Raw genomic sequence first — 11,673 nt, 5'->3', positions numbered from 1 at the left:
TTTTAATCACCATTTCTGAATCAGCCCGTGCCGCAGTTCTGACTTCTCACAGTGGCTATGCGGCTGCGGTGATTTTAAACGAAATGGCACCGGTGATGCCCAAAGAATTTCACGAAGTTCTCGATTCGTATTTGGTCAAACTGAACCATCCTGGTGTGCCACTGCATCATGACCATGAGGGAATATTTGACGAAGATCATGACCACCAGGGCGACAACAGTCCGTTCCCGTCCGGTTTGAAGGATCTGCCTAATCCGTTCTTTCGCGGTTCAGAGGGGGATGGGTCTAACATTCGGACAACGAACCAGGAGCCGTTGCTCAACGAGATTCTTAATAGTATTCCCGTCTACCTGCGGGGCGAACTGGAAGACAAAATTATTGATGCTTTCAATTCCACCGCTCCTGAAAATCGGACGGAGTTTGCGAAACAACTGCAGTCCCGGATTCCCGGCGTGCTGAGAGGCGTGACCGACGACTGGCAGAACGGCCAGCCACCGGTTTCCGCTCCGGCAGACGGCTCTCTGTTTGGCGTGAATGGAAACCAGCAGGCCGCACCAGAGCAGGCAAAGCTGTTACAGGATATCGCTGCGGTTTATTCTGACTATCCTGAGGCACAGACTTCATTGATTGAAGAGTTCGAAATCCACCTGTCCGGACTGCCGGATCAGGTGGTCCTGGCGGTCTTAAAAGACTGGCGTGCAGACCTCTTGCTGAACGGGGCAGACCCCGATTCGCAGACCGATGTCACGACGCCATTGGACGGCCGTGTTTTGCGTCAGTTGGAGCTGCAGCGGGTTCCGCTGAGTTCGCTTGGATCCGCGTTGCAGAACCGTATGCGGGACGTGCAGAGGAAATAAAAAAAGCAGATTGATTCAGCGGACGAAGGTCATCCGCTGCGAGAGAGAAACAGAACGCTTTCAGAGAGTCTGAAAGCGAAGCAGAGCCCGGTTGGAGCGATCTCGAAACCAGGTTTGTGCAGATCGCTTGAGGGCAGAAACAAAGGGCATAGCAAACCCTATAAAAACAGGCTATTTTTACACGCGAACTTAACATAACGGACATTATCGGACGTTCGTGGTGGGGTGCTTTATTGGGGATGGCTGTGTTGCCTGCGATCTTATGCTCTGAATACCGTCATTCAATTCGGTATGCGAAAAGGGGCTGCTGTTCCCTCGCGGATGTTCGCTCAACGGCACGGTTGAGTTCGATCTGCTGCCGCAGTTCAAGGCGAGCTGAGTGAGCCCCCGTTGACGCCGTGGTTCGCTCCTTTAGAACGGTCTGAGCCCCCGAAATCTGGTAGCGAAATCTCGTCTGTTTTCGCATGTGTGTCCGTCCCCCGATCAGCGTTGCCTGGCCAGATCTGTGCAGCGATTTTCCCGCGTCCGTTTCCCCCGTTGTTCTGGTTGATTGGTCCGCCATTGATGCCGTTGATGCGTTCCCTGTGAAATCGACTTCCCGGCGGACGGATTCGTGATTCTGCCCGCGCATAATCGCGTCTCTCGCGGCCTCTGATTGGATTTGTGACACAAGTATCGCACTTGCCATTTTCAACTCACTGACGGGCCTCTGAGAGACCGGTTTCTGTCAACGCGAACGAACGGCGCGTTTTCACCATTGCGGAATGAAAACACGGACGCAATTCTCAATCGATGGCTCGACCGGGAATTGTCTAATGTTAGCATAGCATCCAAACGGGCCGCGCACGTGCTGAGATTGACAGAACTTTGTTTGGCCGCCGGCTGCTATCGAATCAGCCAGGTTTGCCGTCGGCGTCGCTCAGATGGCGTGAGCAGGCGGACGAACAACGAATGGATTATCTTACAGGTGTGTCGTGAGATCGATCGCGCCGGTGTCATTGATGGATGTTGGCGGAGAGGCATGCGGGCATTGTCAAAATTGTCAGGACGGCAAGGGGGCTGAGTGCTGAGAAACGACTCGCTGAAAAAATGCATCAGAACATTGATTACCACTCAGACTCAAATCACTCAGCAGCAAAAAAAACGTACGCCCGTTGATTGTCCCTTTCTGGAATTTCAACGGGCGTACGCTTGATGTTTTGATTGCGTTGCGGGAGCCGCAGTGGTTTTATTCGGCTGCGACTTCGACTGTTTCGTGGAACATGCCGATCTTGCGGAACTTCTCGTAGCGGTCGTCGACCAGCTGATCCAGTGGAATGCTCGTCAACTGCTTGAGGTTGGCTGAGAGAGATGCTTTCAGAGCGGCTGCCATTTGACGGTGATCGCGATGTGCGCCTCCCAGTGGTTCGGGGATGACTTCGTCGATGATGCCCAGTTTGAGCAGATTCCCGCTGGTGAACTTCAACGCGTTAGCGGCTTCGTTGGCGAATTTGACATCCTTCCATAAGATGCCGGCACAACCTTCCGGAGTGATCACCGAATAATAAGCAAACTGCAAGACAGAGATGTGGTCGCCGATGCCGATGCCCAGCGCCCCGCCGGAACCCCCTTCACCAATTACAACGCAGATGATAGGGGTCTTGAGCAGAGACATTTCTCTGAGGTTGATTGCGATGTTGTAAGCCTGCCCGTGTTCTTCCGCCTTGATGCCGGGATAAGCGCCCGGTGTGTCGATCAGGCAGATGACGGGGATGCCGAACTTTTCCGCCATTTTCATTTTGGAGAGCGCTTTGCGATAACCCTCCGGATGAGCACAGCCGTAAAAGCATTCGGTTCGTTCTTTTAACGTGCGTCCTTTCTGCTGGCCGATGAACATGACTTTCTGACCGTCGAGTTTGGCAAAACCCGTCAGGATGGCCCGGTCATCACCCATCGCTTTGTCACCATGCAGTTCTACAAATTCATCGAAGACCAGTTCCAGGTAATCCAGCGTTTGTGGCCGCTCCGGATGACGGGCAACCTTCACCGTATCCCAGGCATCCAGATTTTCAAAGATCTCGCGTTTCATACGCGTGATTTCCAATCGCATATTGCGAATGGCGTCTTTGGTGTTGGCTGTCGGGTTGGGTTCCTGCTCGATCTTTTTGAGTTGTTCTTCCAGTTCGTAAATCGGACGCTCAAATGGAAGCTGATTGATGACAGACATATTATGTAGACCACGTATTGAAAGAGAGAATGTTTATGTAAAGATGTCGGGTATTTTGCACGATTCAGGAGATTATTGCAAGATTTTATAGATTCAGATCACATCAGGCAATTCATCCATGAAAGGAAGATCATCATCATTTTTGGGTTTTTTCTGGTTGTTTTCCGTCTGTTGTGCGGCTGGTTGCGGTTGAGGCGGCTGTTGCTGCGGCGGCTGTTGTGGCTGAGGAGCCTGTGGTTGTGCCGGCGCGGCAGGGGCCTGTTGTTGCGGCGCAGCAGGTTGTGGCGGGAGCGGCTGCTGTTGCTGCGGGAACGGCTGTTGTTGCGGTGGATAGGGTTGCTGTGGTTGAGGATAACCGGGAGGTGGATATGCTCCTGGAGGCGGCATCGGTTGCCCTTGATATTGAGGCGGGTACATCATCGGTTGCCCCGGCATCATATGTCCCGGCATCGGCTGTGGTGGATACATCGGTTGCTGGTACTGTGGCGGATAGCCACCGGGCATCGGCTGTGGCGGGTATTGAGGTTGCGGTGGTTGTTGAGGCTGCTGGGGCTTTTTGGGTTTCTCGGGTTCCGGTTTCCGCTTGGGTTTGATGTTGGCTTTTCGACTGGCCATCAACTCGGCGGCCAGTGTCGGGTTTTCTTTGACGAGTTCCGACAGGCGGGCATCCGCACGGCTGTCCAACCGCTTTTCCTGCATGGATTCTTTTTCTGCCTGATCCGCATCCGCTTTTTCCTGAGCGAGGATTTCAGAAATTTCCATTTTGAATATTTTCAGGTTCCTGAGTGAAGAAACCACTTCCTGCATCGACCGGAATCGGTCTTCCGGTTTCTTGGCCAGCATTTTCAGTACAAATTCATCCATTTCCGGTGCCACATTGGGGTTGATACTGGAAGGAGGATGAGCGCGTTCTGAAAGATGTTTCAGCAGCACTTCTTTGGGGTTTTCGCCATGAAAGGGAGTTCTTCCGGTGAGGATTTCAAAGATCGTGATCCCCAGGCTGTAGACGTCTGCTTCCGGACCCAGCGGAAGCTTTTTAATGGTTTCCGGCGCGATATAAGAACGTGTTCCCTGAATCGTTTTGGGTTTTCCAAATAACTTGCCGAGCCCTTTCGCGACCGGTACTGCCAGACCGAAGTCGATGATTTTGACTTCCGAGCTTTTGCTGATCAGAATATTTTCCGGTTTGATATCTTTATGGACCCAGCCTTTTTCATGCATGTGTCCGAGTGCCATTGCCGTTGATTCGATCAGCTTTCGCAGACGGGCCTGGACACTGCGTGGATCTGAAGAAATTTGCGCTCGCAGATTGGGGGCGCGAAAATAATCCATCAGCAGGTAGACGTATTTCTTGGACTTCACAAATTTGTGCAGAGAGATCAGATTGGGATGATCCAGCGATCCTGCGACTTTTGCTTCCAGCTTCATCGTGGCGACGGATTCCGGGTTTTTCATGGGTTCCGGCAAGAGTCGTTTCATCACGAAACTGGTAGTGCCCCCCTGTTCTTTTACTTCCCAGATCTGGGTGGTGGTACCGTCGGCGATGAGATTGACCAGTTGATATTCATCAATGACATTTTCTTGTTCTGTGCTTTCTGTTTCAGCCACCGCGCACCCTCTTGCTTTTGAATGATCCGATATACTGCCATCGACGAGCCTTGCAGCTCATTACAATGAACTGCGATGTTCTGAGTTCTGCTTCGGAAATGAAGCGAATTTTGGGAACTCAGGAGATCGACAGGAATTTTTCTTCGCACCGTATAGTGTAACGAGGTTGGACACCCAACGGAACAATGGATTCTAAAAGCTGACCTTTTTTTCAGGTGGTTTTGCCGTTTTGCCGCCCGGGGCTGTCTCCGGAGAAGTCGGTGTCGTACCGACCGTGAGTTTGGGTTGCACTTGTGTTCCATCTGGCAGCGGTTGCGAAGAACTTACGATAATTTCATCGTCCTTGTTAAATGCAGCAGATACAAACAGGCGTTCCGGACCGATTTGTCCCAGAATCTGTGGTGTCAGATCTCTGATCACATTTTCACGAACAATCTGAATTTTTCGTTCCCCTTCCGGTGTATTCGTGACGGAAACGGTGGGGATTTCTGCAATCGGATAACGCGGAATCAATGCCACATGCACAGATTGCCCCGGTCGAAACTGGTTGTTGTTATTGTTCAGAATGACCACAGCCGAGGTGATCGAATTGGCCAGGTCTCTGAGTTTCTCAAATTGCGGCGCCAGGGGAAGTATCTGATCGACGGTGGCCTGAGCCGCCTGTTCTTCGACGTTCAGGTTAATGCCGGCGCCTTTCTGGGCCAGTTCGCGCTGCAGCGGGATTTCCACCTGCAGTTTGGATACATCTCCCAGTTCCAACAGTGGCTCCCCTGCTCTGACGAAAGCGCCCGGGGCAGCGTAGATTCGGAAAATTTCCCCTTCAAAGGGAGCACGGATGTTTGTCTGATCGAATCGGATATTCGCGATCTTCAATTCCGCCTCTCCCAAGTCCACTTTGGCTTTTGCAATCGCTGCGTCTTTACCTGTTGCCGTTTTCTGTTCCTGTCTGGCAACTTCCAGAGCTGCCTGAGCAAGAGCGACTTCGGCCTGGGGGATGTCGGAGTCCAGGCGAACCAGGACCGCTTTCGAGTTGGACTTATCGCCCGGTTTGACATCAACTGCGTGCACGATTCCATCAATGGGAGCGGAAATCGTGAGCGAGCGTACCGGCTTCAGATTCAGTGGAACGTAGTAATCGCGCGGATGTCTGAGCGCGATCGCTTCCCGCTGGATCGAAACGGTCTGCGGCGGGCTGGCGGCATCCTGTGCAGACAACGGTGAGACAATCAGCAGCACTGCCGGTATCACTGTGTAAGCGAGGCGTCGACTGACATGGGATAAAAAGAAGTGCGCTGTCTGTTTATCACTAAAGGGCATCATGATGAGCTTTCCTGTACGAAATAAAGTCAAACGTGAGCAAAAGTCTCTCGGTTGATTTTCGCTGACAGGCTCTGCAGTTTCAAGCAGTGTTTGCAGATCTTTCCCCGATTTCGCAGAAGATGTTCTCACGTTTCGGCGAAGGTGTCTGGCCGATTCTTATTGGCAGAGCACCCAGCCCCGCAGTTTGATACAGCAGGCAGAGGTGCAGTTTTTGGTATCGGCCCAGAGTTGCTGGCACCAGCCACGTGGTTTTTCTGCCACCATTGGGGGCCTTTCCAGGGCAAATGTGATCGAAGGAACGTAGCGGTCTGAATTGACAATTCCCGTGACCAGCGAAGCCGGAGAGACTTTCGCGGGGTCTTTGGCCTGCATCAGATGGCAGGCAGATAAGGCATCGATGGCATATTCAGCACAGTGAATTCCCCTGCCCCGACTGCCAGTCAGATGGTGTCTGATCGCATAAGGGGTGCCCAGTTTTTGATCGAGGAACCGTTCATACTGAGCCGTCATCGAGGGATTGAAAGCGGTCTTTGGTTGAAAGATGTGAATCGTCGCAGGGCGTTGCGTATTCAAATAATTTTTCAACGTCAGGCAGCGGACGCCGGTTCCGTTCATGCTGTCATAAACCAGCGGTTCGCCATTTCGGATCACGATCATCGCGACATGAGTATAAGCACTTTGCGTATAAATCCGCACTGCCAGGCAGTCACCTTTACTGAACAGGAGCGTTCCTGTCTGCACGCGGGAAGAAAGAGAGTCGGCCAGTTGGTCGAAGGTCTTAAAGTGAGCTGTCATGTGTGGTTTTTCAGCCAGTACAGGCTGTTCATTCCTTTGGGTATCCAGTGGTGTAGAAGCAAGAACCGCGATCGACAGCAATAATGACATAACAGCCTCCTTCTGGAAAGATCAAAAAGAGATCTCGGCATTGGCAGGTCGCATTTTGCGCTGGATTCAATAATCTGAGCGACGTGATACGATATTTTCACAAAGACTGTTCGTTGTCAACGAAAATTTCTTGGAAAAAGATCAGCGAAAAATTCACAAAAGTCAGAAAAAAATGGAAATCAGCCAGGCTGCTTTCTGATCGCTATGGCATTCTACGCTCATTTTTAAGGAACGTGAGAAATCTGCACGCGTGAACGCCCTGCTCTGACGAGCGTGTTTTCACATGGTTTCAAAAGCCAATGGATTCTCCAGGATCTCTTGTTCATACTTTCGCGCACTGAGCATGAAATGATGCACGGCACCATCAATGGCGACATCGTCAAAGAGGTCGAGCATGCGATTCGCGTACCATTGATACTGCTTGGTGGAGAACTGCAGCAGCCCTCCCGGCTTTAAAGCGCGGAGGCACATCTGCAAAAAGGCCTCGCCCTGCCCTTCGCTGCTGAAATAGGATTTGTTTGTAAGGATATAATCATAGGTTTCCGGGGCAATCCCGACGCCGGCTTCGCATAATTCCACGCGGACGTTGGTCAACTGATTCTTGGCAATCCCCTGCTCCGTACATTTCACAGCGCGGGCGTTGCTGTCGATGGAATGCACGGTCGCACCGGGGCAACGCGTTGCGGCGGTGAACGCGACGATGCCGGAACCACAATCGACGTTTAAAATGGTCGTGTTATCGGTTAACTGCATCAGATTGGTTAAAGCACGGGCACTCTGGTTCGGACGACGGTGGCTGAAGACGCCGGGCTCCGTGTAGGCATAGAGCAGCGCTTCCCCCTCACGGTATGCGACTTCATCCAGAAAACTTTTTTTCTCGGCTAATGTTTTCTGTTTTCTGCCCTGATAGATGACGCCGGCCTCGGAGACGACGCGTGTGACTTTGCTGAACAGTGACTTCAGAAATTTGTGGTACTCGTAATCTTTGGTGCGAGGCGAAGCAATCGTCAACGTGCCTTCCATTTGCAGGCAATGAAACGCGGAGAGCGTCAATTCACGGACGTACTCGTCGGAGAACTGTTGCGAGAACGGTAACAGGACAGCATCATAATCACCCTCAGGAAATTCACTGTCGCAGAGCGTCTTGCATTCGGTTGCAAGCGAATGCTCTTCCTGCAGGAGATTACATTTATGTTGAATCCGGCTGGTAACGGTTTTATCAAAACTGAAACAGTCGATGCGACAGTCTTGCAGGTTGCGTTGAATCAGTGCAGTTGTGAGTGGCTGCAGGTTCGACTGAAAGCAGAGTACGTGCGCTGCCTTCCATTCGGGAGTCAGATAATCCAACAGCATTTGTTCTGCCGGTGGTAACAGTTTTTTCGAACGTTGTTTCTTTTTAGAATTGCGCGACATGATGATTCATTTTGCAGAACGGATCAGAGTTCTGTATGGAGTGTAAATGGTAGCTGAAGCCTTGGAGACTTCAGACGCGGCCAACGGATTTTCGACGATTATAACACACGGCAGATCACACATTTCAAGTAATGATTCTCCGGGCAACTGGGGGAAACCGGATGGTCGGCTGGTTGTCCCCGCAGTTCCAGAATTTGCAGGTGCCGTCCCGTATGTTGCGAGATCGAAGCCAGCATCTGCTGAAATTCCTGCTGGCTGATCAAGCCGGAACAACTGCAGGTTACCAGAATGCCTCCCGGTTTTAAAACATCAACGGCCAGACGGTTCAGGCTGAAATAACCTTTCAGCGCCTGTTTGACGCCGCTGCGATGCCGCGCCATTTTGGGCGGATCGAGAATCACCGAATCAAATAGTTCTCCATCTGCTTTTAACTGTTCTAGTACCGCGTAGGCTTTACCAACCTGGAAGCGAACGCGATTGCCGATGCCATTCAGTTCGGCATTCGCGGTGGCCTGATCGATGGCTGATTGCGAAGAGTCATAAGCGACAACCGATTGTGCCTGTCCGTGAATGACGGCATTCAAGGCAAAACCTCCGGTATAACAGTACATCTCCAGCACGCGATGATTTTTCAAATACCGGGCGACCGCGAGACGGTTGTCGCGTTGATCAAGATAAAAGCCGGTTTTCTGACCGGTGACCATGCTCATGCCGTAGCGGATGTTGTTCTCTTCGAGAAAGAAATGTTCGGGAGGCGCTTCGCCGTCCAGCAGCTGATCGGCGATTTCCAGTCCTTCCGCTTCGCGAATCCCCTTCTCTGTCCGGAGCCAGATCCCTTTTGTCTGAAAACGTTCTTTGAGAAAACGAATCACCAGATCCTGTTTCAAAGAGAGTGCCAGACTCGAAAATTGCACCAGGAACCACGCACCATAACGGTCAATCGTCAGACCCGAGAGCTGATCTGCTTCACTGAAGACCAGCCGGCAGCCGGTGGTTTCAAACTGATCCAGCAGGCCGACGGATTCCCGGAGTGTGACCGCCTGTTCCAGCAGATTTTCCCAGAAGGCGTCATCGAAGGTCTGCTCTTCGTCCCAGGTGTAAAGGCGAACGCGAATATTGCTGTTGGGGTTGAACAAGCCGCGGGCAATGAACTCTCCCTTATCGGATTGCAGGATGACTTCATCACCGGTTTCGGGAGATCCTTCAATTTTTGAGATCGCTCCGGCAAAGACCCAGGGGTGGCGGCCAAAGAAAGGGAGTGCACGGCGCGGTTTGAGCGTCACGCGCGGCAGTGGCTTGATTTCAGTGGCGACAGTTTCGTCAGACCCGATGGGGCTTGAATCACTCATGAGAGTTTTCTATTCACAAAGAATCGGTAGATCGTCAGGGTCTATCGAAAAGAAAAGGGAGGCCCACTAACGGCTTAAACCGGGAATGAACAGTATTTATGATTTCGTGCGCACGTCTTCCGAAACAGAAAACAGTTTGCGTTGAAGTTTATGATTCACTGGAAGTGGATCTGGTCGTGCCTTCCACTTCCGCAAGATAAGCCAGCAGTCGATCCCGCTCATTTGTCAGATGTCTGACACGCAACAGGGAACGGACGCGCGTCGTTAATTCAATTCTGTTAACGGGTTTGGTTAAAAAATCATCACAGCCAGCCTGTACGGATTTTTCAATATCCCCCATTTCATTCAACGCAGTGATAACCAGAATGGGAATGTCTTTCGTTTCCTCGCTCTGTTTCAGTTGCGCACAAACTTCGTAACCACTCAGTTTCGGCATCATGATGTCGAGCAGAATCAGGTCTGGCTCGATTTCTGCCACTTTTTCCAGGGTTTCTTTTCCATCATAGGCCATGAACGTTTCATAACCTTCATCCAGAAGGTATGCGTCCAGTAGTTCGCAATTCTGATGGTTGTCATCTGCGATGAGTATTTTTGAATTCTTCAAAGAGATTTCAGACGACATGGTCTTTTGCCTGTAGTGTAAGATAGATTTGAAACCGGGCCCATTCAGTCAGCATGAAACGATTTTACAGTCATGCTGAATGTAATTTATCTCATTTGCCTATGAATCACAATAACCCGTAAACCGAATTTTCCAGGCAGTGCCTCGTTTTTCCGGCTGAGATTAGCGAGAAGAGCCTCAGGCACAGCGGCAATTACCGCCGCATCCGGACGATTCAGACTCTGTCTGCGGCCGTTTGCAGCCACAGCCCTGATTGTTGCAGCCACAGCTTTTCTGCGAAACAACCTTGGCAGGCGAAGCCACAATCAGGCGGCGGAGTAAGACTTCATTGATGCGTCCGCGAAAGCGGATCTTGCCGTCAATGACGACCACAGGGACACAAGTGCCAAATTTCTCCACAAGTGCCGGGTCGCTGTAAATATCGATCAATTCTGCCTGGGGCAAGTAGGCTGCGTAATCTTCGAGGATTTCGCTGGCCTCTTCGCACAAAGGGCAGTTTTTCTTGGTGTAAACAGTGAGCGTTTCAAATCGCTGGCCGTGTTCTTCCGGCATCCAGTCTTCGGATTGATGAGTTTCACGGTTACGGAGTTCGTTTTTCATTTCCGAACTGGAAACCTGTTTCAGAACAGCAATGCCGCCCCCCGTCATGCAGAGTGCGAGCAGTTTCCAGACTGTAGGGTTTTGGTACCAGGAACGGGGCATGTTGAAGGGGAGCCATTCCGTACCTGTCAGCGAGAGGGCTAATATCCCTAAGCCCAGAAATAGCATAGCGTTTCCTAAAAAAGGGAGCCCTTGCGGAATTTCTTCTTTGTGTACCATCGTGCTCATGTGATTTTCCCGGTCTCTTCTCGTCACTTTTCTCTTAATAGAGTACCTTGCCCGCAGTCTGTATTCTATATAATCGAATTTCTACCCGGAATATTATAGTCAATTGCCTCGCTTTTTGAATCTCTTCCCAGTTTTATCCATTTGATCGAGGTGTATTGCCCGCTACAGAACAATTCAGGGTTGGTGTTCATAATGTAAGTAAGGCGGAGATCCGGAAAGTGCCTTCCGGCGCGAACGCTCCATTATTTGGGATTCGGGAGATTCCTTAAACCAATGCTGGTCAGTCATTAAAACGGATGCTAGAGTGTTACTATGATCTGGCTGGGTAAGTGGAATCATCGAAGGACACGTTGAGCGAATTGGTACAGAATGGCAGGAAAATTAACGGCCGAAGGGTTTTTGAACCTGGTAAAACAGAGTGGTCTGGTTTCGGTCGATCAGTTGAAAAAACTTCTTTCCGAATATCAGGAACAGGGGATCAAGCTGGGCGAACCAGCTGAGATCGCCGAGGAGTTGATTCAACGTTCATTGCTGACGAGATGGCAGGCGACCAAAATCCAGCAGGGAAAGCATAAAGGGTTTTTC

Annotated in this window: 10 protein-coding genes; 2 read left to right on the top strand and 8 right to left on the bottom strand. The window is 51.1% G+C overall.

Translation table 11 applies throughout. The features are described from left to right. Nucleotides 1-857 (top strand): hypothetical protein (locus tag Q0294_RS08395; protein WP_299463270.1); only part of this gene is annotated, 857 nt, incomplete at its 5' end. Nucleotides 858-2,085: 1,228 nt separating this feature from the next. Here Q0294_RS08395 and Q0294_RS08390 read toward each other — a convergent pair. The 8 genes from Q0294_RS08390 to Q0294_RS08355 form a co-directional block, all read right to left on the bottom strand. Continuing rightward, complete coding sequence (locus Q0294_RS08390) at nt 2,086-3,063, bottom strand: acetyl-CoA carboxylase carboxyltransferase subunit alpha (RefSeq protein WP_299463267.1); 978 nt, start codon at nt 3,061-3,063, stop codon at nt 2,086-2,088. Nucleotides 3,064-3,156: 93 nt separating this feature from the next. Continuing rightward, nucleotides 3,157-4,671 carry a serine/threonine-protein kinase gene (locus tag Q0294_RS08385; protein WP_299463264.1) on the bottom strand — a complete coding sequence of 505 codons (1,515 nt, stop codon included), beginning with the start codon at nt 4,669-4,671 and terminating at the stop codon, nt 3,157-3,159. 192 nt (nt 4,672-4,863) lie between these two features. Beyond that, nucleotides 4,864-5,991, bottom strand: coding sequence for an HlyD family efflux transporter periplasmic adaptor subunit (locus Q0294_RS08380; RefSeq protein WP_299463261.1), 1,128 nt, complete (start codon nt 5,989-5,991; stop codon nt 4,864-4,866). A gap of 156 nt (nt 5,992-6,147) precedes the next feature. After that, nucleotides 6,148-6,876 carry a YiiX/YebB-like N1pC/P60 family cysteine hydrolase gene (locus Q0294_RS08375; RefSeq protein ID WP_299463259.1) on the bottom strand — a complete coding sequence of 243 codons (729 nt, stop codon included), beginning with the start codon at nt 6,874-6,876 and terminating at the stop codon, nt 6,148-6,150. 279 nt (nt 6,877-7,155) lie between these two features. After that, nucleotides 7,156-8,289 (bottom strand): methyltransferase, encoded by a 1,134-nt coding sequence (locus Q0294_RS08370; protein WP_299463256.1) that lies wholly within the window; start codon nt 8,287-8,289, stop codon nt 7,156-7,158. Between the two features lie 98 nt (nt 8,290-8,387). Next, entirely contained in the window at nt 8,388-9,638 is a 1,251-nt protein-coding gene (locus tag Q0294_RS08365) for a class I SAM-dependent rRNA methyltransferase (protein WP_299463253.1), read from the bottom strand. A gap of 148 nt (nt 9,639-9,786) precedes the next feature. Continuing rightward, nucleotides 9,787-10,260, bottom strand: coding sequence for a response regulator (locus Q0294_RS08360; RefSeq protein WP_299463250.1), 474 nt, complete (start codon nt 10,258-10,260; stop codon nt 9,787-9,789). A gap of 177 nt (nt 10,261-10,437) precedes the next feature. Next, nucleotides 10,438-11,088: a glutaredoxin family protein gene (locus tag Q0294_RS08355; protein ID WP_299463247.1), complete on the bottom strand. Its 651-nt coding sequence runs from the start codon at nt 11,086-11,088 to the stop codon at nt 10,438-10,440. Between the two features lie 369 nt (nt 11,089-11,457). Here Q0294_RS08355 and Q0294_RS08350 point away from each other — a divergent pair. Then, the coding region (locus Q0294_RS08350; protein ID WP_299463244.1) for a hypothetical protein at nt 11,458-11,673 on the top strand (216 nt) is incomplete at its 3' end.

The organism is uncultured Gimesia sp. (assembly GCF_937919775.1).
Lineage (GTDB): Bacteria > Planctomycetota > Planctomycetia > Planctomycetales > Planctomycetaceae > Gimesia.
This window is presented reverse-complemented; position numbering and strand designations above follow the sequence as displayed.

Bases quoted from the DNA above. Each gene is read 5' to 3' on its own strand.
- Q0294_RS08390 (WP_299463267.1), bottom strand. From the start codon at position 3,063: ATGTCTGTCATCAATCAGCTTCCATTTGAGCGTCCGATTTACGAACTG.
- Q0294_RS08380 (WP_299463261.1), bottom strand. From the start codon at position 5,991: ATGATGCCCTTTAGTGATAAACAGACAGCGCACTTCTTTTTATCCCAT.
- Q0294_RS08375 (WP_299463259.1), bottom strand. From the start codon at position 6,876: ATGTCATTATTGCTGTCGATCGCGGTTCTTGCTTCTACACCACTGGAT.
- Q0294_RS08370 (WP_299463256.1), bottom strand. From the start codon at position 8,289: ATGTCGCGCAATTCTAAAAAGAAACAACGTTCGAAAAAACTGTTACCA.
- Q0294_RS08365 (WP_299463253.1), bottom strand. From the start codon at position 9,638: ATGAGTGATTCAAGCCCCATCGGGTCTGACGAAACTGTCGCCACTGAA.
- Q0294_RS08360 (WP_299463250.1), bottom strand. From the start codon at position 10,260: ATGTCGTCTGAAATCTCTTTGAAGAATTCAAAAATACTCATCGCAGAT.
- Q0294_RS08355 (WP_299463247.1), bottom strand. From the start codon at position 11,088: ATGAGCACGATGGTACACAAAGAAGAAATTCCGCAAGGGCTCCCTTTT.